The sequence below is a fragment of the Methylobacterium sp. TK26 genome (genome assembly GCF_055361565.1).
In genome coordinates, this window is sequence record NZ_CM143965.1 from 3,769,549 (window position 1) to 3,792,307 (window position 22,759).

The 22,759-nt window shown below is 71.1% G+C and carries 25 protein-coding genes; 7 read left to right on the plus strand and 18 right to left on the minus strand.

Annotation, left to right across the window (positions count from 1 at the left end; genetic code table 11):
- Positions 1-74: 74 nt before the first annotated feature.
- Both ACXJ1Y_RS18340 and ACXJ1Y_RS18345 read right to left on the minus strand, forming a co-directional pair.
- Positions 75-611 carry a gamma carbonic anhydrase family protein gene (locus ACXJ1Y_RS18340; protein WP_463847564.1) on the minus strand — a complete coding sequence of 179 codons (537 nt, stop codon included), beginning with the start codon at positions 609-611 and terminating at the stop codon, positions 75-77.
- 22 nt (positions 612-633) lie between these two features.
- On the minus strand, positions 634-1,413 hold the full coding sequence (locus ACXJ1Y_RS18345) for an ABC transporter ATP-binding protein (RefSeq protein ID WP_463847565.1): 780 nt from the start codon (positions 1,411-1,413) through the stop codon (positions 634-636).
- A gap of 108 nt (positions 1,414-1,521) precedes the next feature.
- Here ACXJ1Y_RS18345 and ACXJ1Y_RS18350 point away from each other — a divergent pair, with 108 nt between their 5' ends.
- Together ACXJ1Y_RS18350 and ACXJ1Y_RS18355 are read left to right on the plus strand one after the other, a co-directional pair.
- Positions 1,522-1,800 carry a hypothetical protein gene (locus ACXJ1Y_RS18350; RefSeq protein ID WP_463847566.1) on the plus strand — a complete coding sequence of 93 codons (279 nt, stop codon included), beginning with the start codon at positions 1,522-1,524 and terminating at the stop codon, positions 1,798-1,800.
- A gap of 176 nt (positions 1,801-1,976) precedes the next feature.
- The gene (locus tag ACXJ1Y_RS18355) at positions 1,977-2,159 is read left to right on the plus strand and encodes a hypothetical protein (protein WP_463847567.1); all 183 of its coding nucleotides are present in this window, start codon (positions 1,977-1,979) and stop codon (positions 2,157-2,159) included.
- On the opposite strand, the gene ACXJ1Y_RS18360 is transcribed toward ACXJ1Y_RS18355, so the two are convergent.
- Complete coding sequence (locus ACXJ1Y_RS18360; protein ID WP_463850164.1) at positions 2,160-2,960, minus strand: ABC transporter permease; 801 nt, start codon at positions 2,958-2,960, stop codon at positions 2,160-2,162.
- Positions 2,961-3,244: 284 nt separating this feature from the next.
- Positions 3,245-3,760, minus strand: coding sequence for an META domain-containing protein (locus tag ACXJ1Y_RS18365; protein ID WP_463847568.1), 516 nt, complete (start codon positions 3,758-3,760; stop codon positions 3,245-3,247).
- Between the two features lie 177 nt (positions 3,761-3,937).
- On the opposite strand from ACXJ1Y_RS18365, the gene ACXJ1Y_RS18370 reads away from it, so the two are divergent.
- From ACXJ1Y_RS18370 to ACXJ1Y_RS18380, 3 genes are all read left to right on the plus strand, one after another.
- Positions 3,938-4,261, plus strand: coding sequence for a helix-turn-helix domain-containing protein (locus ACXJ1Y_RS18370; protein WP_463847569.1), 324 nt, complete (start codon positions 3,938-3,940; stop codon positions 4,259-4,261).
- A gap of 64 nt (positions 4,262-4,325) precedes the next feature.
- Complete coding sequence (locus ACXJ1Y_RS18375) at positions 4,326-5,063, plus strand: PIG-L deacetylase family protein (RefSeq protein WP_463847570.1); 738 nt, start codon at positions 4,326-4,328, stop codon at positions 5,061-5,063.
- Positions 5,060-5,911 (plus strand): glycosyltransferase family 2 protein, encoded by an 852-nt coding sequence (locus tag ACXJ1Y_RS18380; protein ID WP_463847571.1) that lies wholly within the window; start codon positions 5,060-5,062, stop codon positions 5,909-5,911. Before ACXJ1Y_RS18375 ends, ACXJ1Y_RS18380 begins: the two co-directional genes overlap by 4 nt.
- Before the next feature lie 347 nt (positions 5,912-6,258).
- Here ACXJ1Y_RS18380 and ACXJ1Y_RS18385 read toward each other — a convergent pair whose 3' ends face one another.
- The 7 genes from ACXJ1Y_RS18385 to argJ form a co-directional block, all read right to left on the minus strand.
- Positions 6,259-7,227 (minus strand): HpcH/HpaI aldolase/citrate lyase family protein, encoded by a 969-nt coding sequence (locus tag ACXJ1Y_RS18385; RefSeq protein ID WP_463847572.1) that lies wholly within the window; start codon positions 7,225-7,227, stop codon positions 6,259-6,261.
- Between the two features lie 109 nt (positions 7,228-7,336).
- Entirely contained in the window at positions 7,337-10,081 is a 2,745-nt protein-coding gene (locus ACXJ1Y_RS18390) for a phosphoenolpyruvate carboxylase (protein ID WP_463847573.1), read from the minus strand.
- 160 nt (positions 10,082-10,241) lie between these two features.
- Complete coding sequence (sucD, locus tag ACXJ1Y_RS18395; protein WP_243959259.1) at positions 10,242-11,132, minus strand: succinate--CoA ligase subunit alpha; 891 nt, start codon at positions 11,130-11,132, stop codon at positions 10,242-10,244.
- Between the two features lie 21 nt (positions 11,133-11,153).
- Entirely contained in the window at positions 11,154-12,332 is a 1,179-nt protein-coding gene (locus tag ACXJ1Y_RS18400) for a malate--CoA ligase subunit beta (protein ID WP_463847574.1), read from the minus strand.
- A 230-nt stretch (positions 12,333-12,562) separates the two neighbouring features.
- Complete coding sequence (locus ACXJ1Y_RS18405) at positions 12,563-12,973, minus strand: (deoxy)nucleoside triphosphate pyrophosphohydrolase (protein ID WP_463847575.1); 411 nt, start codon at positions 12,971-12,973, stop codon at positions 12,563-12,565.
- On the minus strand, positions 12,970-13,677 hold the full coding sequence (locus ACXJ1Y_RS18410) for an SIMPL domain-containing protein (RefSeq protein ID WP_463847576.1): 708 nt from the start codon (positions 13,675-13,677) through the stop codon (positions 12,970-12,972). Before ACXJ1Y_RS18410 ends, ACXJ1Y_RS18405 begins: the two co-directional genes overlap by 4 nt.
- On the minus strand, positions 13,674-14,921 hold the full coding sequence (argJ, locus tag ACXJ1Y_RS18415; RefSeq protein ID WP_463847577.1) for a bifunctional glutamate N-acetyltransferase/amino-acid acetyltransferase ArgJ: 1,248 nt from the start codon (positions 14,919-14,921) through the stop codon (positions 13,674-13,676). Before argJ ends, ACXJ1Y_RS18410 begins: the two co-directional genes overlap by 4 nt.
- A 318-nt stretch (positions 14,922-15,239) precedes the next feature.
- Here argJ and ACXJ1Y_RS18420 point away from each other — a divergent pair, with 318 nt between their 5' ends.
- Positions 15,240-15,590 (plus strand): response regulator, encoded by a 351-nt coding sequence (locus ACXJ1Y_RS18420; protein ID WP_463847578.1) that lies wholly within the window; start codon positions 15,240-15,242, stop codon positions 15,588-15,590.
- 29 nt (positions 15,591-15,619) lie between these two features.
- Here the strand turns inward: ACXJ1Y_RS18420 and ACXJ1Y_RS18425 are convergent, their stop codons facing one another.
- The 7 genes from ACXJ1Y_RS18425 to ACXJ1Y_RS18455 all read right to left on the minus strand — a co-directional run bounded on the left by ACXJ1Y_RS18425 (position 15,620) and on the right by ACXJ1Y_RS18455 (position 22,362).
- Positions 15,620-16,417, minus strand: a complete 798-nt coding sequence (locus tag ACXJ1Y_RS18425) for a TetR/AcrR family transcriptional regulator (protein WP_463847579.1) — start codon at positions 16,415-16,417, stop codon at positions 15,620-15,622.
- A gap of 101 nt (positions 16,418-16,518) precedes the next feature.
- Positions 16,519-17,322, minus strand: coding sequence for a pyrroline-5-carboxylate reductase (gene proC / locus ACXJ1Y_RS18430; RefSeq protein WP_463850165.1), 804 nt, complete (start codon positions 17,320-17,322; stop codon positions 16,519-16,521).
- 14 nt (positions 17,323-17,336) lie between these two features.
- Entirely contained in the window at positions 17,337-17,846 is a 510-nt protein-coding gene (locus ACXJ1Y_RS18435) for a type III secretion system chaperone family protein (protein WP_243959244.1), read from the minus strand.
- Between the two features lie 281 nt (positions 17,847-18,127).
- Positions 18,128-18,409 (minus strand): accessory factor UbiK family protein, encoded by a 282-nt coding sequence (locus tag ACXJ1Y_RS18440; protein WP_243959242.1) that lies wholly within the window; start codon positions 18,407-18,409, stop codon positions 18,128-18,130.
- 177 nt (positions 18,410-18,586) lie between these two features.
- Positions 18,587-18,841: a hypothetical protein gene (locus ACXJ1Y_RS18445; RefSeq protein WP_463847580.1), complete on the minus strand. Its 255-nt coding sequence runs from the start codon at positions 18,839-18,841 to the stop codon at positions 18,587-18,589.
- Positions 18,842-18,975: 134 nt separating this feature from the next.
- The gene (locus tag ACXJ1Y_RS18450; protein WP_463847581.1) at positions 18,976-19,692 is read right to left on the minus strand and encodes a PhoH family protein; all 717 of its coding nucleotides are present in this window, start codon (positions 19,690-19,692) and stop codon (positions 18,976-18,978) included.
- 306 nt (positions 19,693-19,998) lie between these two features.
- Positions 19,999-22,362 carry an ATP-dependent helicase gene (locus ACXJ1Y_RS18455; protein WP_463847582.1) on the minus strand — a complete coding sequence of 788 codons (2,364 nt, stop codon included), beginning with the start codon at positions 22,360-22,362 and terminating at the stop codon, positions 19,999-20,001.
- A gap of 106 nt (positions 22,363-22,468) precedes the next feature.
- Here ACXJ1Y_RS18455 and ACXJ1Y_RS18460 point away from each other — a divergent pair, with 106 nt between their 5' ends.
- Positions 22,469-22,726: a hypothetical protein gene (locus ACXJ1Y_RS18460; protein WP_463847583.1), complete on the plus strand. Its 258-nt coding sequence runs from the start codon at positions 22,469-22,471 to the stop codon at positions 22,724-22,726.
- The last annotated feature ends 33 nt before the right edge of the window (positions 22,727-22,759 follow it).

Here is a 22,759-nt window from a genome sequence, read left to right on the forward strand (position 1 = left end):
CGATCCCTGGAGCCCTCCTTCGAGGCTGCTTCGCAGCGCCTCAGGATGAGGGAGTGGATGGGGCGGCGGGACGATTATGCCCCGTCCACCCGCCGCAGCCCCTTCTTGTACCGCTGCCCGTTCTCGACATAGCGCCGCGCGGAGTCCCGCAGGCCTTCGACCGCCGCCTCGTCCAGCACCCGGATCGCCTTGGCCGGTGCGCCGACGATCAGGCTGTTGTCCGGGAATTCCTTGCCCTCGGTGACCAGCGCGTTGGCGCCGACGAGGCAGCCCTTCCCGATCCTCGCCCCGTTCAGGACCGTCGCGCCCATGCCGATGAGCGTGCCGTCGCCGATCGTGCAGCCGTGGACGATGGCCCCGTGGCCGACCGTGACGTCCTCGCCGAGGGTCAGCGGGAAGCCCGGATCGACGTGCATCACCACGCCCTCCTGCACGTTGCTGCGGTCGCCGATGCGGATCGGCTCGTTGTCGCCCCGCAGGCTCGCCCCGAACCAGATCCCCACATCGACCCCGAGATGCACCTGCCCGATCACCGCCGCGTCCGGCGCGATCCAGGTGCGGTCCGGGTCGGCGAGCTGGGGGACGTGCGCGTCGAGGGCGTAGAGGGGCATGGCGTCTCTCCGGTCGGGGGGGCTACCACCAGTTGGCGTTGGTGGGGGCGGCGTCGGCGCGGGCCGGCGTGGGTTTCAGCGAACGGTCGAGGGCGGCGAGGATCGCGCGCACCGACGCCTCGCTCTGCGGCGAGGCCGGATCGCGCGGGCGCGGCAGGCCGATGCGGATCGTCTCGTCGAGGCGTCCGGGACGGGGGCGCATCACCACCGCCCGGTCGGCCAGAGCCACTGCCTCCCCGACATCGTGCGTGACGAGCACGACCGTCGGCCGGTGCTCCTCCCACAGGGCGAGGAGATGCCCGTGCAGGTCCTTGCGGGTGAAGGCGTCGAGCGCCGAGAACGGCTCGTCGAGGAGCAGCACCCGGGGCTCGGCCACGAAGGCGCGGGCGATGGAGACCCGCTGCTGCTGGCCGCCCGAGAGGTCGCGGGGCCAGCGCCCGGCATGGTCCGCGAGGCCGACCCGCTCCAGGGCGTGCATCACCCGCGCCCGGCGCTCGCCGCGCTTCAGGTCGGCCAGGCCGAAGCCGACATTGGCGGCGACATCGAGCCAGGGCAGCAGGCGCGGCTCCTGGAACACCAGCCCGACGCCGGGATGGGGGCCGGCGATGGCCTCGCCGTCGAGGGTGATCGCCCCCGCGCTCGGCCGGTCGAGGCCCGCGATCAGGCGGAGCAGGGTGGTCTTGCCGCAGCCGGAGCCGCCGACCAGGGCCAGGATCTCCCCCGCCGGCACGGTGAGCGCGATGCCCTCCAGCGCCCGCGTGCCGTCGGCATAGGTCTTGGTCAGGTCGCCAATGGCGAGCACGCCGCGCTCCGATCGTGTTGAGGGCCGTTCCCGGTCCCCGCTCCCTGTCGCGGGAATGGCACAGGTGAGTCCGGCCTGCCAATGCTAAGTGGGGCCCCGGAGGGCGCGATGACACGTTGGAAGCTCGCTGTCGGTCTCTTGGGTCTGCTCGCCGCCGCGCCCGCCCCGGCGGCCGACCTGCTGCGGCCGGCGCCGCTCGGCCGCTTCCTCGCCACCTGCGAGGATCTCGGCCGCCTCTGCTTCGCGGAGGGCTGCGGGCGCGATCAGATCGAGGCCGCGCAGGGCTGCCGGGCCCAGTGCCGGAGCGCGGTGATCATGACCGTGCGGCCCGTCGCCTGCCCCCTGCCGGCCCCGCCCGAGGCGGTGATCCTCCGCCGCCGGGGCTGAGTTCTTTCCCCTCACGGGTGCCATCACGCGCGGCTTGGTGAAGGAAAAAAGCTCTTCCGTGGGAAAAAGTTGGAGCGTCCTGCAACAAAGTCGCGCGTGCCGCATTGAGCTAGCGCTGACCGTCAATGGTGTGAAGGCCGGTGATCGCCATCCGTTGCGAAGGCCGGACCCCGACCATGCTCAAGAGTGATCTCCACCCGCCGCTCGACGGCCCGAATGCCGATCCCGTCCTCTACGGCGTCGCCGCGGGGCTGGCGCGGCTCTTTCCGCCGGTCGAATCGCCCAATCCCCGCCCGGCGCGGGACGAGCACCGCGACGATGGCGGCCCCGACGCCCCCGGCGAGCGCCGCGAGCGCTGATCAGAGCGAATCGCGCGCCGTATCCTGCCAGCGCACCAGCGGCGCGGTGAGGCCGACGAGGAGCGCGTCGGCGAGCTTGCCGACCACGGCGAAGGCGATGATCGCGGCCAGGATCTGGTCCGGCTTGCCGAATTGCTGGCCATCGACCAGCAGGTAGCCCAGGCCCTCGGACGCGCCCATCAGTTCCGCCGCCACCACGAACAGGAAGCCGAGGCCCAGCCCCGTCCGCAGGGCGGTGAGGGTGGCCGGCAGCACGGCCGGGAGCAGGATCCGCCGGACCTGCGCCGCCTTCGACAGGCGGAACACGCGGCCGACCTCCACGAGCTTGCGGTCCACCGAGGCGATGGCGCCCGCCACCCCGACATAGACCGGGAAGAACACGCCCACCGCGATCAGCAGCACCTTCGGCGTCTCCAGGATGCCGAACCACAGGATGAACAGCGGCACCCAGGCGAGGGAGGGCACCGCGCGGAGCGCCTGCAGGCTCGGATCGATGAGGGCGCGCAGGCGGGGCAGGGTGGCGACCAGGGCGCCGGCCAGGATGCCCGCCAGCGCCCCGAAGGCGAAGCCGAGGCCGACGCGGGCCAGCGTCGCCTGGACATGGATGGCGAGGTCGCCCGAGGCGGCGAGGCCCCAGAGGGTCGCGCCGATCCGGCTCGGCGGCGGTAGCAGCCGGCCGGAGAACAGGTCCGCCGCGACGCCCCCTTCCCACAGCAGGCCGAGCGCCAGGGGCGGCAGCAGCCCGAGCAGCAGGAGGGCGCCGCGCCGGGGGGCGGCGGGCTTCGGATCGGCGTCGGGGATGGCGTTCACCGGGTGGCGGGAGGCCGGATCAGGCGGCCAGCCGCGAGAGAAGGAGCAGGGTCGCGGCGACCGGCGAGGCGGCGGCGATCCACAGGGCAAGGGGGTTGAAACCGCGGGGTCCGGCGGCGCTCACCGGAGCCGGGGCACGCCCGGCCGCATCGCCTCGTCCTGCACCCGATCCGACCGGCATACGCCACCTCCCTGTCGCGGGACGTAGAGAATACCGCAAGCCCTGAAAGCCGCCTCAACCGGGGCGGCTTTCCGGGATCGTCATGAACAGATTCTTACAGGGCGCGGTCGAACTTGAGCTCGCCGTTCGGGCTCTTCAGCACCAGCTGCGAGCCGACGAGGTCCCAGGCGGCTGCCGTCCGCAGGGCGACGAAGAACGCCTGTTCGGTGGCGGCCAGGGACTTGTCGCAGGCCTTCTTGGTGAGGGCGAGGGGCCCCACCGCGATGTGCTGCTCCTTGAGGGGGAAGGCGGTGGCCGCGAAGGTGTTGCAGCCGCCGTAGCCGCGGGCGCGGTACTGCTTGTCCACGATGAAGCTCGGCCGGTCGGCGCCGCCGAAGGGCTTGCCGTTCAGGCTCACCGCCGTCCAGGTGGAATCGAGGGGGAAGTTCTTTTCCTGCGCCTTGGTACCCGGCACGTATTGAGGCTTCTTGCCCTCCTCGCCGCCGGGGCGGCGATAGCCCTTGCCGTAACCCGTGGACGGACCGCCCATCTGCGCCTGCGCCTCGCTCGTCGCGAACACGCCCACGGCCGTCACGGTACAGGCCAGCGTGGCGATCAGCACCGCTCTCATCGTTCTGCCCCTTCAGTCGCGCGTTCGCGCGGATTAGACGTCCGGCGCCCGCCCCCCGGCGGTTCCGGCGTCGGCGTCCATGGCGGCGAATTTCAGCACAATTATGATCATGGCGGGCGCCGCAGGGAAACGTTGCCGTGCGCACGCCGTTGTGGACGCAGTGACGGGAGGGTTGGCGTGACGGGATCCGACGAAGGCGTCCAGAGCGGCGCGGTGCCCTTGGCGATGAGTCCGGCGCAGTCGCGGGCGGCGCGGGGGCTGCTCGGCTGGTCCGAGGCGGAGCTCGCGGAGAAGGCGGGCTGCGAGGCCTCCCTCGTGAGCAGTTTCGAGAACGGCTACGGTGATTCGCCCTCGGGGCAGATCGAGGTGCTGCGCAGCGCGCTGACCGCCGCCGGCATCGTCTTCACCGAATCACCCCATCCGGGGGTGAGCCTCGGCGAGGCGCGGGGCTTCGACGAGGGCACGCGGCTCGGCAACCTGACGACCGAGAACGACCGCTAGCGCTCAGGGCCCGTTCAGCCGGCCTGACCGATGGTCCGGCCGAACCTGGAGAGCCCCGACCGCGATGCGTGCCGACGATTTCCTCGCCGCCGCCGATTCCCTGCCGTTCGGCACCCTCGACGCCCTGGCGGGGCCCGGCGGCCTCGTCGTGGTCGCGCCGCATCCGGACGACGAGAGCCTCGGCTGCGGCGGGCTCATCGCCGCCGCCCGCGCCGAGGGCCGCGACGTGCGCCTCGTCGTGGTGAGCGACGGCTGCGGCTCGCACACCCATTCGGCCCTCTACCCGCCCGAGCGGCTGCGTTCCCTGCGCGAGGACGAGACCCGCCGCGCCGTCACGGTGCTCGGCATGGACCCCGCCCACGTCACCTTCCTGCGCCTGCCCGACGCCCATGTCCCGAGCGCGGGGCACCAGGCCGAGGCGGCGGCGCTCGCCGTGGCCGAGGCGGCGCGGGCGGGGGCGGCGAGCGCCGTGTTCGTGACGTGGCGGCACGATCCCCATTGCGACCACAGGGCCTCCGCCGCCATCGTCGGCCTCGCCCGGCGCCACATGCCGGGGGTGGCGATCTACGAATACCCCGTCTGGGGCTGGACCCTGCCGCCGGAGACCGAGGTCGGCCCCCCGCCGCAGGGGATGCGCCTCGACGTGTCGGCTTACGCGGCGACCAAGGCGGAGGCGGTCCACGCCCACGCCTCGCAGACCACCGACCTCATCAGCGACGACCCCACCGGCTTCCGCCTGGAGCCGGCGATGATCGAACGCCTCTGCGGGCCGAGCGAGCGCTTCGTGGCGGTCCCCGCATGAGCCTCGCGGTCGTCACCCTGAACAAGGGGCGGGGGGCGCATCTCGCACGGCTCCTCGAAGGGCTCGCCAAGGGCCGGGCGCCGGATCGCTGCATCGTCGTGGAGATGGGCGGGGACACGACGCCTCTGCCGCCGCTGCCCTTCCCCGTGGAGCGCGTCCCCCTCGCGGGCGAGGGCCTGCCCCTGGCGGCGGCCCGCAATGCCGGTCGCCGCGCGGCGGGCGCGGCGGACACGCTGGTCTATCTCGATGTCGATTGCATCCCCTCGGCGGATCTCGTCGCGGGCCTCGCGGCGGCGGTCGCGGAGCGGGACGGGCTGATCTGCTGCGCGGTGCGCTACCTCCCGGCGGGCGCCGTGCGGGACGGCTGGCACGAGGAAGACCTCGCGGCGGCGGGGCATCTGCATCCGGTGCGGCACTTCCCCGAATCGGGGATCGTCCCCTCGCCGCAACCCGGCCTGTTCTGGTCGCTGGCCTTCGCGGTGCGGGCCTCGACCTACGACCGGCTCGGCGGGTTCGACGAAAGCTTTGCCGGCTACGGCGCGGAGGACACGGACCTCGCCTTCCGCGCGGACGCTGCGGGGGTGCCGATCCTGTTCCTCGGCGGCCCGCTGGCCTTCCACCAGCACCATGCGGCCTACGACCCGCCCCTGCAGCATTTTCGCGACATCGTCGCCAATGCGCAGCGTTTTCACGACCGCCACGGGATCTGGCCGATGGACGGCTGGCTCGACGGCTTCGCCCGGCTCGGCCTCATCGCGGAGACCTGGCGCGAGGGTATCACCCTGCGGCGCGACCCCACGCCGGAGGAAATCGCCGCCGCCCGGTTACCGGACGACCGCCCGTTCTGACGGGCGGTCCACCGACTTTAGGGGAAAGCCCCCCGGTTCTTGGCGCGGCGCGCGACTTCGCTTATCTTCGGGAGCGGAGCCGGTGATGGCTACACCGGCTCCTGGCGATCACCCGTTAGGGCTCAGCCATTTCAGGACGATTGGGTGAACGGCGAGGCGGAGGTGAACTCTCCACTCGCCGTTTCCTCTCCTGACGACCACCAAAGCGAAGACCATTCGCTTCACTCCCGGCCGCAACCGGCCGCGTGCGGCCCATCACGGGCGGGCTGGTCAGGCCCGCGACAATATCCCTATCAGGGCGGACAGAAGGCGCAACCGAAGTCACGCCTCCTATCCGGTGTGCGCGGTCAGCGCATCGCGTCGGCCTTCTCGATCAGCGCCTCGGCCATGCGGATCGAGGCGATGTCGATGAGGCGGCCGTCGAGGGAGACGGCGCCGCGCCCGGCCTTGGCGGCCTCCTGCATGGCTTCCAGGATGCGGCGGGCCTTGGTCACTTCGGCCTCGGAGGGGGTGAACACCTCGTTGGCGAGCTCGATCTGGCTCGGGTGGATCGCCCACTTGCCCTCGAAGCCCAGGGCCGAACAGCGGCGGGCCGCCGAGCGGTAGCCGTCCGGATCGGAGAAGTCGCCGAACGGGCCGTCGATCGGGCGCAGGCCGTAGGCGCGGCAGGCCACCAGCATCCGGTTCTGGGCGAACAGCCACGGGTCCTGCCAATGGGTCTGGCGGGAGCCGGACTCGTCCTTGTCGGTGAGCACCGAGAAGTCGGGGTTCACGCCGCCGATCACGGTGGAGCGGGCGCGGGTCGAGGCGGCGTAGTCGGCCACGCCGAAGGACATGGCCTCCAGGCGCTTGGACGACTGGGCGATAGCCTCCACGTTGGCCATGCCGAGCGCGGTCTCGATCAGCACCTCGAAGCCGATCTTCTTCTCGCGCTTCTTGGCCTGCTCGATCTGGGTGGTGAGCACGTCGATGGCGTAGACGTCGGCCGGCACGCCGACCTTGGGGATCAGGATCATGTCGAGGCGCGGGCAGGCCTCCACGATGTCCACCACGTCCCGGTACATGTAGTGGGTGTCGAGACCGTTGATGCGGATCATCATGGTCTTGTTGCCCCAATCCAGGTCGTTCAGCGCCTGGATGATGTTCTTGCGGGCCTGCTCCTTGTCGTCGGGCGCGACGGCATCCTCGAGGTCGAGGAAGATCACGTCGGCGGCCGAGGAGGCCGACTTCTCCATGAAGGTCGGGTTCGAGCCGGGGACGGCGAGTTCCGAGCGGTGCAGGCGCGCCTTGGCCTGCTGGATCAGGGTAAAGCTCATTCTTGTTTTCCTCCTTGGGTGGTCTCGTCCCGCGCGGGTGGGATGTGGCGCGCTGGGGTTTCAACTGGGGCCGCCGACCCTTCCGAACAGGGCCGCCGGGGCGTCGCGCTCACCCGGTCGCCCCGAAGCCGACGGCGATGCAGTTGATCGACAGGAGCAGGGCGGATTTCACCGCCTCCTTCCGGTCCTCGTCCGTCTCGCTGCGGTAGCGGGCGAGCAGTTCGACCTGCTCGCGGGAGACTTGGTTGATCGTCGGCAGCCGCCCCTTCAGGCGGTCGCGGAACAGGGGGAAGCGCTCGGCCAGTTCCGAGCCGCCGCTCACCCGCAGCACCATCTCCCGCGTCAGGGCGTATTCGGCCTCGATGGCGGAGAAGATCCGGTCGCGGATGCCCGCATCCGGCACGAGGCCGGCATAGGCGCGGGCGATGTCGAGATCGACCATCAGCAGCGTCTTCTCGACCTCGTCCAGCACGAGGCGCAGCACCCGTGAGTCGGCGAACAACCGCTTCAGGGTGGCCTCGCCCTCCCGGCCGCGCACGTCGATGAAGCTCGCGAGCCCCGAGCCGACGCCGTACCAGCCGGTCACGACGTGCCGGTTCTGCGACCACGCGAACACCCACGGGATCGCCCGCAGGTCCGAGAGCGAGCGGGCGCCGAAGCGCCGGGCCGGGCGCGAGCCGATGTTGAGGAGCGCGATCTCGTCCAGCGGGCTCGCGGCCTGGAAGTAATCGACGAGGCCCTGCGTGTTGAGCAGGTTGACGTAGGCCGCCCGCGAGGCCCCCGCGAGGGCTTCCAGGGCGTCGTCGTGCCCCGCGGGCTGGCCGTTGCCCTCGCCGGCGAGCGCGTGCTCGAACACCGAGGCCGCGAGCAGTTCCATCTGGTAGGCGGCGGTGCCCCGGTTCGCGTATTTGAACGAGACGACCTCGCCCTGCTCGGTGATGCGGAAGCGTCCCCGGATCGAGCCCGGCGGCTGGGCCGCGATGCCGCGATGGGTCGGCACGCCGCCCCGGCTCACCGAGCCGCCGCGCCCGTGGAAGAAGGCGATCGGCACGCCGAGTTCCTGGCCCAGCCGCGTGAGCTTGCTCTGCGCCTTGTAGAGTTCCCAGTTCGCCGCGACGAAGCCGCCATCCTTGTTCGAGTCGGAATAGCCGATCATCACCTCCTGCACCCCGCCCTGCCAGCGGGTGGAGCGGCGCACCACCGGCACGGCGAGCAATTCGCGCATGATGGCGGGGGCGGCGCGCAGGTCGTCGATGGTCTCGAACAGCGGCACGATCGGCAGCGGGCAGATCTCGGTGCCCGATGCGTCGAGGAACACCCCCGCTTCCTTGGCGAGCAGGTAGGCGCCGAGGATGTCCGGCACCGAGCGGGTCATCGACAGGACGAAGGCGCCGAAGGCCTCGCGGTCGAGGTTCTCGCGCATCTCGGCCACGAGGGCGAAGGTGGCCAGCGTCTCGCGGGCGGCGTCCGGCAGGTTCTCGAAGGAGCGCTCGGGGTTGCGCGGCCGGGCGAGGCTGGCGTCGAGCCAGCTCCGCCAGTGCGGGCTGTCCAGCGCCGGGGGCTCGCCGTCGCCGTTCTCCTGCTGCCACAGGGCGCGCAGGGTCTCGCTGGTGCGGGTGGTGTTCTCGCGCAGGTCGAGGCGCACCGTCGAGAAGCGGAAGATCTCCACCATCCGCCGCACCGGCCGCACGAGGTCGCGGGCCAGCGCGCTGCATTTCGCGTCGGCGAGGCCCCGCTCCAGGGTGCGCAGGTCCTCGATCAGCCCGTCCGCGCTCGGATAATCCGGGCCGGACGGGTGCCGCCCCTCGTTACGGGCGATGGTCGCCTCGATCTTGCGCAGGACGCAGGACAGGTACTGGCGATAGGCCTCGCCGGGGTTGCGGCGCTCGATGGCCCGCGCCTGCCCGCTCTCGGACAGCTGGTGCGCCAGGGCCTCGCGGAAGGCCGGGGGCACGGGGAGCGTCCGCTCGGTGAGGGAGAGGGTGCGGCCGAGTTCGCGCACGCCGTCGCGGTAGCGGCTCAGCGAGGCGAGGGCGTTGCGCTGCAGGGTGGTGCGCGTCACCGCCGCCGTGACGAAGGGGTTGCCGTCCCGGTCGCCGCCGATCCACGAGCCGAACTGGAAGAAGGGCGGCACCTTGAACGGGGTGTCGGGATAGGCCTCGCTCAGGGATTCTTCCAGGGAGACCATGGTCTCCGGCAGCATCTCGAACAGCGACTCGTCGAAGAAGTGCAGCCCCCAGGCGACCTCGCGCTCCACCGTCGCCTTTTCGAGGTGCAACTCGCCGGTCATCCAGACCAGTTCGATCTGGTCGCGCAGCTCGTTCATCAGGCCGTTGCGCTCGCGGTCGGTCCAGCGCGGCATCTCCAGTTCGCGCAGCACGAGGTAGATGCGGCGGAACTTCTCCAGCACGGTCACGCGCTTGCCCTCGGTGGGGTGGGCGGTGAGCGTCGGGCGGATACGCAGGTCGTTGAGCAGCGCCTGGATCGTCTCCCGGGGGATGCCCCGGGCGCGGGCCTCGGAGAACACCTTCGCGAAGGAGCCGCCGAGCGCGGCGCGCCCCTCCGTCCGCTCGGTGTGCCGGCGGCGGCGCATGGCGGCGTTCTGCTCCGCGATGGAGATCAGCTGGAACCAGATCCCCTGCACCTGGAGGGCGCGGGCCAGCATCTCCGGCGAGAAGCGCGAGATGTCGGCGGTGCCGTGCAGCACCGCCTCCAGCTCGGGATCGTGCCGGCGGGCGACGTCGAGCAGGGCCTGGAACAAGATGTCCAGCGCGCCCTCGGACGAGGTGCCGGTGATGACCGGCGGCGCGAAGCCGGTGACCGAGGCGGGGCTGGCGTGAAGCGTCGTGGGCATGGGGTCGCCCTCTTTCTTGAAATCGTCGCGACGGTCTCGGCCTTCTCCCACCCGCCGACCTCATCCTGAGGGGCGGCGTCAGCCGCCTCGAAGGAGGCTTCCAGGGGCCGGGCTACCTCAGGATGGGGCCCAGGATGGGAGAAGGCTCACTGGCTGAGCTTCAGGCCGCCCGCGCGAGCACGTCGGCGACGGTCTGGCCGAAGGAGCCGGGGTCCGGCGCCACGGTGAGGCCGTAGCTCTTCATGATCTCGGCCTTCTCGGCGGCGCTGTCGCCGGTCGCCGAGATGATCGCGCCGGCATGGCCCATGCGGCGGCCCTTCGGGGCGGTGAGGCCCGCCACGAAGCCGATCACCGGCTTCGACATGTTGTCCCGGATCCAGGCCGAGGCCTCCGCCTCCTGCGGGCCGCCGATCTCGCCGATCATCAGCACCGCGTCGGTGTCCGGGTCCATCTCGAACAGGGCGAGGTGGTCGAGGAAGGACGAGCCGTTGATCGGGTCGCCGCCGATGCCCACCGAGGTCGAGATGCCGAGGCCCAGTTCCTTCAGCTGCGAGGCGGCCTCGTAGCCGAGGGTGCCGGAGCGCGAGATCACGCCGACATTGCCCTTCAGGTAGATGTGGCCGGGCATGATGCCGAGCATCGACTTGCCGGGCGAGATGATGCCCGCGCAGTTCGGGCCCACCACCATCGTCCGCTTCTCCTTGGGGTAGCGGTAGAGGTAGCGCTTCACCCGCATCATGTCCTGGGCGGGGATGCCGTCGGTGATGGAGCAGACGAGGCGCAGGCCCGCATCGGCCGCCTCCATGATCGCGTCCGCCGCGAAGGGCGGGGCGACGAAGGTGATCGAGGTGGTGGCGCCGGTCGCCTCCACGGCCTCCTTCACGGTGTTGAACACCGGCAGGCCGAGATGGGTGCGCCCGCCCTTGCCGGGCGTGACGCCGCCGACGACGTTGGAGCCGTAATCCAGCATCTCCTTGGCGTGGAAGGTGCCCTTGTCGCCGGTGATGCCCTGGACGATGATCGGCGTGGTTTCGTCGATGAGGATGCTCATGGCGCGATCTCCCCCCTTGGCTCAGCGGTTGCTTTTGGCGGCGTTGCAGGCGTCGACCGCCTTGCGCGCGGCCTCGGTCAGCGTGTCGGCGGTGATGAGGTCGAGGCCGCTCTCGGCCAGGATTTTCTTGCCGGCCTCGACGTTCGTGCCGGCCAGCCGCACCACCAGCGGCACGTCGATCTTCACCTCGCGGGCGGCCTGGATGACGCCCTCGGCCACCCAGTCGCAGCGGTTGATGCCGGCGAAGATGTTGACGAGGATCGCCTTCACGTTGCGATCCGAGAGGACCAGCCGGAAGGCGGTCGCCACGCGCTCGGGGGAGGCGCCGCCGCCCACGTCGAGGAAGTTCGCCGGCTCACCACCGGCGTGCTTGATCATGTCCATCGTGGCCATGGCCAGGCCGGCGCCGTTGACGATGCAGCCGATCTCACCCTCGAGGCCAATGTAGCTGAGGTTGTGCTCGGCGGCCTGGGCCTCGCGCGGGTCGCCCTGGGACGGGTCGTGCATGTCCGCGATGCCGGGGCGGCGGAACAGGGCGTTGTCGTCGAAGGACATCTTGGCGTCGAGCGCCAGCACCCGGTCGTCCTTGGTGACGACCAGCGGGTTGATCTCCAGCATCGTGCCGTCGCAATCGCGGAACGCCCGGTAGGCGTTCATGATCGTCTTCACGGCGGCGGCGACCTGCTTGATGTTGAGGCCGAGCTTGAACGCGATCTCGCGGGCCTGGAACTGCTGCAGGCCGACGGCGGGCTCCACCACGACCTGGATCAGCGCCTGCGGCTCCTCGGCGGCGATCTGCTCGATCTCCATGCCGCCGCGCTGGCTGGCGATGACGCGGACGCGCTCGGCCTTCCGGTCGAGGACGAAGCCCAGATACAACTCGCGCTCGAAGGGGTCGGCGGTCTCGACGTAGACGCGCTGGACCGGCTTGCCCTCAGGCCCGGTCTGGTGCGTGACGAGGCGCTTGCCGAGGAGTTCCTTGGCCGCGTCGCGGACGTCGTTGTAGGTGCGGCAGAGCTTGATGCCGCCGGCCTTGCCGCGGGCGCCGGCATGGATCTGCGCCTTCACCGCCCAGAAGGAGCCGCCGAGTTCGGTGGCGGCGTAGACCGCCTGATCCGGGCTGAAGGCGATGGCGCCTTTCGGAACCGCGACGCCGAAGCTCGCGAGCAGCTCCTTGGCCTGGTACTCGTGAACGTCCATGCGGCGCCTCCTCCGGTGTTTCTTGGTGACCCGTGTTCGGCGCTTATTTTACTTGTGGCCAGGGATTCCGCCCGTCAAATTTTTTGATTTGCTGGGTCAGCCTGCCTTTCTCGCGGCCGCAGCACGAACCGTATGCAATGGTGCGTTGCGAAATGCTTGAAACGACGAAGCCGGACGCATTTCCGCGCCCGGCTTCGACTTGAGGTGCCGGCAAAAATATTTTGCGGTGGCTATCCGAGCAGGTCGATGAGGAACGGAATCAGCGGCGCGTCGGCCGGGGGCATGGCGAGGTCGCGCAAGGCCTTCGGGCGCACCCATTTGAGGGCCTGCCCCTCCAGGGAGCGCGGCGTGCCCTCCCAGCGGCGGCAGACGTAGAGCGGCATCAGCAGGTGGAAGTCGGGATAGGGGTGGCTCGCGAAGGTGAGGGGCGCGAGGCAGGGCTCTTCGACCGTGATGCCGAGCTCTTCCGCCAGCTCGCGGATCAGGGTCTCCTCCGGGCGCTCGCCGGGCTCAACCTTGCCGCCGGGGAACTCCCACAGGCCGGCGAGCTGCTTGCCGGCGGGGCGCTCGCTCACCAGCACGCGACCGTCCGCATCCACGAGGGCCACGGCCACGACGAGGAGGAGGCGAAGGCTGCTCATCGGTCGAGGGCGAAGGTGGCCGAGACGGAGGCCGCGCTCTCGATGCTGCCGGCCTCGATGGGGACCGGCCGCGCCTTCGGGGAGGGCGCCGCCATGGCGCGCATGGCGAAGGGCCCGGGGCCGGTGTCGAGGGCGGTGAGGGTGCAGAGGGTCCCGAGCTTGGCGCCCACGGCCTCGGCCAGGGCGGCGGCGCGGGTGCGGGCATCCTTGGCGGCGGCGACCTGCAGGGCGGCGCGGGCCGCCTCCGGATCGCGCAGGCCGAAGGTGATGCCGTCGATGCGGTTCGCGCCCGAATCGAGAATCCGCCGCAGGAGGTCGCCGAGGCGGCCCATGTCGCCGACGCGCAGCCGCACGATGTTGGTCGCCGCGTAGCCGTCCGGCTCCTCGGTGACGCCCCCCGGCCGGTTGACCGCGCGGGTGGCGGGCTGGAGGCTCACCGCCGCCGTGCCGATATCCGCCGACGACAGGCCGGCATCGCGGGCGATGGCGGTGAGACCCGCCACGGCCTTCGAGGCGGCGTCGAGGGCGGCGGCGGCGTTGGCGCCCTTCGCCTCGATGCCGACGGCGACCTCGGCGAAATCCGGCGCCTGCGCGGAGGAGGCGTGCCCGGTGACGCTGACGTGCCGCTCGCAGGGCCGGTCGTCGGCGCGGGCGGCCCCGCCGCCGGCCAGCAGGGCGAGGAGGGCGAGGGGCGCCGCCCTCACGAGCGGTAATCCCCGTTGATCTCGATGTAGCCCTTGGTCAGGTCGCAGGTCCACACCCGCGCCTTGCCGGCACCGAGGCCGAGGTCGACGCGGATCTCCACCTCCGGCTCCCGCATCACGGCGCTGGCCGCATCCTCGCTGTAGGCGGGGTCGCGGGCGCCCTCGACGGCGACGCGGACATCCCCGAACCAGATCGCGAGACGGTCGCGGTCGGCGGGCTCGCCGGCCTTGCCGACCGCCATCACGACGCGACCCCAATTAGCGTCCTCGCCGGCCACGGCGGTCTTCACCAGCGGCGAGTTGGCGATGGACATCGCGATCCGGTGGGCGGAGGCATCGCTCTCGGCGCCGCCGACCTTCACCGTCACGAACTTGCGCGCGCCCTCGCCGTCGCGGGCGACGAGCTGCGCCAGTTCCGCGAGCAGGTCGTCCAGGGCCGCCTTGAACCCGGCGAGCGCCGGGTCGGCGGCGTCCGCCACCTCGGCGTTGCCGGCTTGGGCCGTGGCGAACAGCATCAGCGTGTCGGAGGTCGAGGTGTCGCCATCGACGGTCACGCAGTTGAAGCTGTCGTTCGCGCCCTGCGCCAGCAGGGCCTGCGCCGCCCCCTGGGACAGGGCGGCGTCGGTGAACACGAAGGCGAGCATCGTCGCCATGTCGGGGGCGATCATCCCCGCGCCCTTGGCGATGCCGTTGATGCGCACCTTGGTGCCGCCGATCTCGGCCTCGCGGGTGGCGAGCTTGGGGAAGGTGTCGGTGGTCATGATGGCATGGGCGGCCTCGGCCCAGGCCTCGGCGCCGTCCCGCGCCCGGCCCGCGCAGTCGGCGAGCACGCCCTCGAACCGCTCGGCCGGCAGCGGCTCGCCGATCACCCCGGTCGAGGCGATGTAGACCTCGTCCTCGGCGCAGGCGGCGGCCTGCGCGGCGATCCGGGCGGTGAGCGCCACGGCCTCGCGGCCGAGCCGGCCGGTGAAGGCGTTGGCGTTGCCCGAATTCACCACGAGGGCGCGGGCCCCGCCGTTGGCGAGGGCGTCACGGCACCAATCGACCGGCGCGGAGGGGCATTTCGAGCGGGTGAACACCCCCGCCGCCCGGGTGCCGGCATCGAGCCCGACGAACAGCACGTCCGTGCGTCCGCTGTAGCGGATGCCGGCCTGGGCGGTGGCGAGGCGCACCCCGGCGACCGGCGGCAGGTCGGGATAGGAGGTGGGCGCGAGGGGCGAAACGGGCGACGGCTTGGACGACATCGAATCGGAGGCTCCGTGATCCGGCTGAGAGCCGGCCGCCCATTGGTGTTGCCCGCCGGGGCCCCGCCGCGTCAACCGATTCCCGAGGCCGTTGCCTCATACGGCGCCACCTTCCACGCATGCCTCCCCCTTGGGCAGAACAGGCGTCCTTTGGGGCAATTTCGCGGTTCCACCCTTGCGCGAAAACGAGATCAGGGCATAGCATGCCGCATTGCAACCCGAAGTGATGGTCTAACGCGCATGGGATCACCCGCCGTCGGAGCCTCCGTACGGTTTCCTTCCGCTACCGGGGGTTGTTACCGCATCCAGGTGCTCGTGGTGGGGCGCGACAAGCGCTGGCGCGACGAGGCGGCGGCGCATGTGCACCGCGTCGGCTATCAGGCCACGCTCTGCGACCGTGGGGTCGATGCGATGACGGTGCTGGCGCTGGGCCTGCCCGTGGATGTCCTGGTCATCGATACGGCGTTGCAGGGCAGCCTGTGCTGCAGCCGCCTCGCCGTGGAGGCGCGGGTGCTGCGGCCGAACCTGCGCATCGTCTTCGCCAGCGACGACACCGACGACGGCATCGCCGACATGATCCCCGACGCCCTTACCGTGGACCGCGACCGCCTCACCGGGGGCGAGGTGGTCGGCACCGTGCGGGACGTGCTGGCCGGGCGGCTGTCCTGAGACGCATTCCGATCCGACCCTCCACGACCTCAGGATGAGGTCGAGGAAGGCGGCTCGTCGCGAAGATTGTCCTCCCGATCCGCCCGCGAGCGGCGGTCGAGGAGGGAGCGGCCCACGGCGCGCAGGGGGGCGGTGAGGCGGCGGACGTCCTCCGCCCGCTCCATGAACCGCTCGCCGTTGCGGATCTCCTTGTCGAGCCGCGCCATGGTCCGGGCGAGCGCCGGATCCTCGTCCTCCAGCCACACCTGCGTCACGCGGGCGAAGGCGATCACCACGCCCTGCAGCTTGAGCTGGCCGAGGGGCCCCTCGGTGTCGATGCCGGCGGCGGCCAGCATGTAGCGGTGCGAGTTCAGCATCACGCCGTTGAGGGCGAGCAGCGAGAACGGGTCGCCGCGCAGGGAGTAGGAGATCCGCTGCAGGGCGGTCTTGTAGGGGGTCATCGCGTCGAGGCGGCGCATCAGCACGTCGAACAGGCGCTCCCGCGTCGGCTCGTCGGCGAGGTCCGTGCCGTCGCCCTCCAGCACCTTCCGGTCGATGATCCGCGCGAGGCCGCCGAGCACCGCGCCCTTGGAGGGGAACAGTTCGCGCAATTCGCCCAGCGTCATCCCCGCCTCGCGGGCAATGTCGCCGACCTCGATGTCGTTCCAGGGCTGCTCGGCGGCGAGCCGCATCAGCGCCTCGACGGCGGCCTCGCGCGGCGCCGGCTTCGGGGCGGCCGGGGCCTCCTCGCGCTCCGGCGCGGCGGCGGGCGCCTCGGTGGCGGCGGCGGAAGCGGCGGGCGCGGCGGCCTTGCGGGGGCGCTTGGTCGGGCCTTTGGGATCAGTCATCGCAGGTCGTCGTTCCGGTTCTGTCCTGCTCCCCATTTAGGCGCGGAACCGCCCCATGTCAGGGGCGGGCGCGGGATGCCGCAGAGAGAAGGCCCCCCGGTTCAGCCCGACAATTCGCCCGCGCGGCGCTGGGCGGCGGCCACCGCCCGGCGCATCAGCGGCGCCATCCCGTCCTCGGCCATCAGCACCTGAAGGGCCGCCGCCGTGGTGCCGCCGGGGGAGGTCACGGCCTGCCGCAGGGCGCCGGCCTCGGTCGCGTCGGCGTCGAGCAGGGCGCCCGCGCCGGCCACCGTCGCCCGCGCCAGCCGCGTCGCCACATCCGGCGCGAGCCCGGCCGCGATCCCGGCCTGGGCCAGGGTCTCGGCCAGGAGGAAGACATAGGCCGGGCCGGAGCCCGACACGGCGGTCACGGCGTCGATCATCGCCTCGTCGTCGAGCCACGCCACCAGGCCCGAGGCCGCGAGCAGCGCGTCGGCGCTCGCCCGCTGGCCCTCGGAGACCGCGCCGTTGGCGAAGGCCCCCGTCGCGCCGTGACCGATGCTCGCCGGCAGGTTCGGCATCGCCCGCACCACGGCCCGCGCCGCCGGCAGGCGCCCGCGCAGGTCGGCGACGGTCTTGCCGGCCAGCACGGAGACGAGGAGGGTGTCGGGCCCGATCCGCTCATCGAGGCCGGGCGCGGCCGCGTCGAGCCCCTGGGGCTTGATCGCGAGCACCAGCACGGCGGCCGGGGCGGGGTCGGGCGGGTTGAGGGCGACGCCCCGGCCGGCGCAGAGCCGCGCCATCGCCTCGGAGGGCGCCGGATCGAGCACGGTGGCGGCGGCGGGGTCGAGGCCGGACTCCAGCCAGCCCGCCAGCATCGCCCCGCCCATCTTGCCCGCGCCGACCAGCATCAGCGAGGCGGGCATGCCCGGCCGGGCGCTCACGCCTCGCCTTCGGTCTCGAACAGGGCGGCGTCGAGGGCCTCACGGGCGTTCTTGCCCGCCCAGAGCACGAACTGGAACGCCTGGAAGTAGCGCTCGCAGGCATCGACCGCGCATTTCATCATGGTCGCGCATTGCGGCTGGGTCGGCACCACCCCGCCCGCCAGGAGCAGGGAGTGGCGGAACATCACCACATGGTCGCTCGACCACAGGTCGAAATGGCCGATCCAGAGCTGCTCGTTCACGAGGCCGATCAGCTTCTGGATCTCGGGGCGGCGGCGCTCCGGCACCTTCAGGTCGAAGGCGCAGGCCACGTGCAGGGCTTCCACGTCCTCGATCCAGGTGAAGGCGACATGATAGTCGGTCCACCGGCCGGGACTGTTCACGGACATCTCGTCCGTTTCCGCCCGGTCGAAGATCCAGTCACGCAGCGAGGCCAGCCGTTCGACCACGTCGAGCGGGTGCTCCGTCCGGTTCGGATCGTGATAGTCGATGTGAAGCAGCGGCATGACGATCCAAGTTGACGGCGCGGATACTGCCCGTGCCGGCGCAATGACGACGTGACGAGAGGCGCATCGACGCCCCGAGATCGAGAGTTGTTTGGCTGATAGGGAGGTGGACGACGAGAACGACTAAGAAACGTGCGCTCTCATCCTTCCGCCTGCCCCGAATCAGTCCATGGCCCAATATAAACCGGGCGCGACTCGCGACACAAAGCCGATTGCGGGATCGGTGAACAGGAAACGGAATCGCCGGGGCGGCTTCCTGTGCAAAACCATTTCCGCCGAAATCAAGCCCCTTCGCTCAGGCCCGCGACCCCGGCGGCGGGGCCCGCCTTGGCTTCCAGGGCGGCGACGCGGGCGGTCAGGGCGTCGTTCTGGGTGCGGAGCGTGGTGACGAGGTCGCGCAGCACGTCCAGCTCCTCGCGGGAGGCCACGTCGAGGTCGCGGATCAGCCGTTCGGCCTGGGCGCGGACGACCGTCTCGGCCTCGCGGCGCACGCCCTGGGCGGCCCCGGCGGCGTCGGTCATCAGGCGGGCGAGGTCGTCGAACAGGCGGTTGGAGGGGGGCATCGTCCGTCTCCCGGAGGGGTCGCCGGAGGCCGCGCCGGCGGCGCTGGCAATTCCGGGGACCGCAAGCGCCCCGACATAAGAATCTTGCGGCGCCGGGGCAACGCCGGCCCGGCTCGGATCTGTGCGTCGTCGGAGAGGGGGGCGCCCTCCGGTCGCGACCGGAAGGCGCCGAACGGCTCACATGCCGCGACGCATCATCCGGCGCTCCATGTGGCGGCGCATCATGCGGCGCTCCATGTGCCGGTGCATCATGCGGCGCTCCATGCGACGGTGCATCATCCGGCGCTCCATCGGCGTCATGCGCACGTCCGTGGTCATGGTCTCGGGGGCGGCGATCGCGGTCGGGGAGGCGGGGACGGCAAGGGCGGGGGTCGCCAGCGCCGCGCCGAACAGGGACGCGAAGGCGGCGGCGGTCAGGGTCAGTTTCCTCACGAGGGAGACTCCAATTCTTCCGTTTGCCGGGATGACACCCGGTTTGTCCTCCCGCAGGGGGAGGTTCGGGGGAGTTGTCTCGTGCCGCGAAGGCACGGCGGACCTGTGCCGGTCCGCCGTGTGTAACGGTCAGGTCAGAGATTCGTTTCCTCGAAAGCTGCGACCCATTCGGCGCAGATGCCGGAGCGGACGATGTCCGCGCGGGTGAACTCCACGATCGGGATCGGCATCATCCGGCTCTTCACGAGGTGGATCACCGTGCGCAGCCCCGAGGTCTCCCGCAGGTCGGTCTGGGACACGTCGCCGTTGATGATGACCTGGCAATCGTCGCCGATGCGGGTCAGGAACATCTTGATCTCGTTGGTGGTGGTGTTCTGCGCCTCGTCGAGGATCACGAGGCAGTTCTTGAAGGTGCGTCCGCGCATCACCTCGAAGGGGACGATCTCGATGTCCCCGGCCTTGAGGGCGATCTCGAAGGCGCCGGCCCCCATCCGCTCCTTCATCGCCTCGGTGAGCGGGGCGACCCAGGGGGCGATCTTCTCTTCGAGGGTTCCGGGGAAGAAGCCGAGCGACCGGCCGGAGGGCACGTTGGGCCGCGTGATGACCACCTTGGCGATGCGGCGCTGGCGGAGCTGGTCGGCGGCGCGGGTTCCGGCGATGTAGGTCTTGCCGGTGCCGGCGGGGCCAAGGACGATGACCTGGGGGGAGCGGCCGAGGGCTTCGAGATACTCGGCCTGGCGATCGGTGAGGGGGAGGATCGGGCTGAGGTGCCGCTCCTCGTCGAACCGTGTGCGGTGGAGGCGGGTCGTTCGGTCTTCAACCAATTCAAGGCGTGCGCGGCGTCTCTTCATGGGTCAACACTCCAACGGGGCTGGCCTATCTGGACGTGTACCTGAACCGACTTAGTCTACGTACTCCTGCTACTCTCAAGCATAACGATGGGCCAATTCTTGGCGCACATCGAAGTTCCAGGGCTTCGAAGGTTGCCTGTGGAGAGTAAACCATTTCTCCCCCGGAACGGAGCCGGCGAAGCAACCAACACACCAAAATCGGCTGCGCGGCAGATTTGTTCGCCGGGTGTGACTCGCGGGTGACGGTTTCGGGCCGGGGGGGCAGAAAGGCGAATCACACGGTTCGCCGTGTCCCGGCGGCCACGCTCAGGCGGGCTGGACGAAGCTGTCGAGGACCATCTTCCGCCCCGCCTTGTCGAAATCGACCGTGAGCTTGTTGCCGTCGACCGCCGCGACCTCGCCGGGGCCGAACTTCATGTGGAAGACCCGCTGTCCCACGCTGTAGGCGGAGGGCGTGCCCGTCGACTTGGCGATCAACTCGCCCTCGATCTGCCGGGGGCCCGACGAGGCGGTGCCCCGCCGGCCGGGGGAGGCGCCGAAGCCGCGCCCGCCGGTATTGGCATTCGTGCGCTCTTGCGCCCGCTGCCAGCCGGGGGTGCCGTAGCTCGATCCGAAGGGTTGCGGGTTCCGGTCGAAGCGCGAGGCGCCGGCCGAGTAATGGGCGGGGGCCTCCACCACGTCCACCGAGGCGGCGGGCAACTCGTCGATGAAGCGCGAGGGGATGGTCGAGGACCACAGGCCGTGGATGCGCCGGTTGACCGCGAAGGACAGCTTCGCGCGCTTGCGGGCGCGGGTGAGGCCGACATGGGCGAGGCGGCGCTCCTCTTCCAGGCCGGCGCGGCCGCTCTCGTCCAGGGCGCGCTGGTTCGGGAATAGGCCGTCCTCCCAGCCGGGGAGGAACACCGTGTCGAATTCCAGCCCCTTGGCGGCGTGCAGCGTCATCAGCGAGACCCGGTCGGCGCCCTCGGCCTCGCTCGCCTCCATCACCAGGGAGACGTGTTCGAGGAAGGCGGCCATGTCGGGGAATTCCTCCATGGAGCGGACGAATTCCTTCAGGTTCTCCAGGCGCCCGGCGGCGTCGGCGGAGCGCTCCTTCTGCCACATCTCGGTGTAGCCGGATTCCTCCAGGATCGTCTGCGCGACCTCGTTGTGCGGCTGGCTCTCCACGAGCCGCGCCCAGCGGGAGAAGCTCTCGGTCAACGCCCGCAGGGTCTGGCGGACCTTGGGCTTCAGCTCGTCGGTCTCGCACAGGCGGCGGGCGGCGGTGAGCAGCGGCACCCGCTCGGCGCGGCCATAGCCGTGCAGTTGCTGCAAGGTGGCGTCGCCGAGGCCGCGCTTGGGCGTGTTGACGATCCGCTCGAAGGCGAGGTCGTCGCTGCCGTTCATGGTGACGCGCAGGTAGGCCAGCGCGTCGCGGATCTCGGCCCGCTCGTAGAAGCGCGGGCCGCCGATCACCCGGTAGGGCAGGCCGAGCTGCACGAACCGGTCCTCGATCTCGCGCATCTGCGCCGAGATGCGCACCAGCACCGCGATCTCCGAGAGCGGGTGCTTCTTCACCTGAAGGGATTCGATGGCCTCGGCGAGCAGCCGCGCCTCCTCCTCGGAATCCCAGGCGCCCGTCACCGTCACCGGCTCGCCGGGCTCGTCCTCGGTGCGCAGCGTCTTGCCGAGCCGGCTCTCGTTCTTGGCGATGAGGCCGGAGGCGGCGGCGAGGATGTGGCCCGTCGAGCGGTAGTTGCGCTCCAGCCGGACCACGGTGGCGCCGGGGAAGTCGTGCTCGAAGCGCAGGATGTTGTCGACCTCGGCGCCGCGCCAGCCATAGATCGACTGGTCGTCGTCGCCGACGCAGGCGACGTTCTTGCGCTTCTGCGCCAGCAGGCGCAGCCACAGGTACTGCGCGACGTTGGTGTCCTGGTACTCGTCGACGAGGATGTACTTGAACCGCTCCTGGTAGTTTTCGAGGACGTCCGGGTTCTCGCGCCAGAGCTTGAGGCAGAGCAGCAGCAGGTCGCCGAAATCGACCGCGTTGAGGGTCGCGAGGCGGGCCTGGTAGGCGGTGTAGAGGGCGCCGCCCTTGCCGAAGGCGAAGGAGGTCGCCTCGCCCGGCGGCACCTGCTCAGGCGAGAGGCCGCGGTTCTTCCAGCCGTCGATCGTGTGGGCGAGGGCGCGGGCGGGCCAGCGCTTCTCGTCGATGTTCTGGTCGGCCAGCACCTGCTTCATCAGGCGAAGCTGGTCGTCGGTGCCGAGGATGGTGAAGTCGGATTTCAGCCCCACCATCTCCGCGTGGCGGCGCAGGATCTTGGTGCCGATGGCGTGGAAGGTGCCGAGCCAGGGCATGCCCTCGCCCGCCGGGCCGATCAGCGACCCGATCCGCGACTTCATCTCGCGGGCGGCCTTGTTGGTGAAGGTCACGGCCAGGATGTCGAAGGGCCGGGCGCGGCCGGTGGTGATCAGGTGGGCGATGCGCGTGGTCAGCACCCGCGTCTTGCCGGTGCCCGCGCCCGCGAGCACGAGGATCGGCCCCTCCGTCGTCTCGACGGCGAGGCGCTGCTCGGGGTTCAGCCCGTCGAGATAGCCGTCCGAATCCCGCCGCAGCGTGCCGAGGGCGCGGGCGGTGATCGAAGCGGTGGGGCCGTCCGCGGCGGGCAGGGCATTCGGGCGGTTCTGCATCGTCCCTCACTGGACCAAATCGCGAACGGCGTCGAGGCCGGAACCCCGCCGCCGGCCGCCGCTTGACCCGTCAGACGTCTCGACACCCGACACCGGAAGGTCCCCCATGCGTCCGTTCACCGCCCTCGCCGCCCTCTCCCTGTCCCTCGCCTTCACGGCCGCCCCGGCTCTGGCGCAGGTGCAGCAGGGCAACCCGAACGCCGCCAACGATTCGATGTCGCGGATGAGCACCCAGCGCTCGCAGGAGATCGGCGCCGGCCCCTCCGCGAACAGCGGCGCGACGATGACCCAGCCGCGCAGCGCGCCGACCCCGCCGCCCGTCCCGACGCCCATCCCCAGGGCCGGCGGCGCCACGGGCCGCTGAGGGCTCGCGCGGGCCCGCCCCCTTCATGCTATA

Excerpts from the sequence above, each read along its gene's own strand:
- ACXJ1Y_RS18340 (WP_463847564.1), bottom strand. The coding sequence starts at position 611 with ATGCCCCTCTACGCCCTCGACGCGCACGTCCCCCAGCTCGCCGACCCG.
- ACXJ1Y_RS18350 (WP_463847566.1), top strand. The coding sequence starts at position 1,522 with ATGACACGTTGGAAGCTCGCTGTCGGTCTCTTGGGTCTGCTCGCCGCC.
- ACXJ1Y_RS18355 (WP_463847567.1), top strand. The coding sequence starts at position 1,977 with ATGCTCAAGAGTGATCTCCACCCGCCGCTCGACGGCCCGAATGCCGAT.
- ACXJ1Y_RS18365 (WP_463847568.1), bottom strand. The coding sequence starts at position 3,760 with ATGAGAGCGGTGCTGATCGCCACGCTGGCCTGTACCGTGACGGCCGTG.
- ACXJ1Y_RS18375 (WP_463847570.1), top strand. The coding sequence starts at position 4,326 with ATGCGTGCCGACGATTTCCTCGCCGCCGCCGATTCCCTGCCGTTCGGC.
- ACXJ1Y_RS18380 (WP_463847571.1), top strand. The coding sequence starts at position 5,060 with ATGAGCCTCGCGGTCGTCACCCTGAACAAGGGGCGGGGGGCGCATCTC.
- ACXJ1Y_RS18385 (WP_463847572.1), bottom strand. The coding sequence starts at position 7,227 with ATGAGCTTTACCCTGATCCAGCAGGCCAAGGCGCGCCTGCACCGCTCG.
- ACXJ1Y_RS18390 (WP_463847573.1), bottom strand. The coding sequence starts at position 10,081 with ATGCCCACGACGCTTCACGCCAGCCCCGCCTCGGTCACCGGCTTCGCG.
- sucD (WP_243959259.1), bottom strand. The coding sequence starts at position 11,132 with ATGAGCATCCTCATCGACGAAACCACGCCGATCATCGTCCAGGGCATC.
- ACXJ1Y_RS18400 (WP_463847574.1), bottom strand. The coding sequence starts at position 12,332 with ATGGACGTTCACGAGTACCAGGCCAAGGAGCTGCTCGCGAGCTTCGGC.
- ACXJ1Y_RS18405 (WP_463847575.1), bottom strand. The coding sequence starts at position 12,973 with ATGAGCAGCCTTCGCCTCCTCCTCGTCGTGGCCGTGGCCCTCGTGGAT.
- argJ (WP_463847577.1), bottom strand. The coding sequence starts at position 14,921 with ATGTCGTCCAAGCCGTCGCCCGTTTCGCCCCTCGCGCCCACCTCCTAT.
- ACXJ1Y_RS18425 (WP_463847579.1), bottom strand. The coding sequence starts at position 16,417 with ATGACTGATCCCAAAGGCCCGACCAAGCGCCCCCGCAAGGCCGCCGCG.
- proC (WP_463850165.1), bottom strand. The coding sequence starts at position 17,322 with ATGCCCGCCTCGCTGATGCTGGTCGGCGCGGGCAAGATGGGCGGGGCG.
- ACXJ1Y_RS18435 (WP_243959244.1), bottom strand. The coding sequence starts at position 17,846 with ATGCCGCTGCTTCACATCGACTATCACGATCCGAACCGGACGGAGCAC.
- ACXJ1Y_RS18440 (WP_243959242.1), bottom strand. The coding sequence starts at position 18,409 with ATGCCCCCCTCCAACCGCCTGTTCGACGACCTCGCCCGCCTGATGACC.
- ACXJ1Y_RS18450 (WP_463847581.1), bottom strand. The coding sequence starts at position 19,692 with ATGAAGAGACGCCGCGCACGCCTTGAATTGGTTGAAGACCGAACGACC.
- ACXJ1Y_RS18455 (WP_463847582.1), bottom strand. The coding sequence starts at position 22,362 with ATGCAGAACCGCCCGAATGCCCTGCCCGCCGCGGACGGCCCCACCGCT.
- ACXJ1Y_RS18460 (WP_463847583.1), top strand. The coding sequence starts at position 22,469 with ATGCGTCCGTTCACCGCCCTCGCCGCCCTCTCCCTGTCCCTCGCCTTC.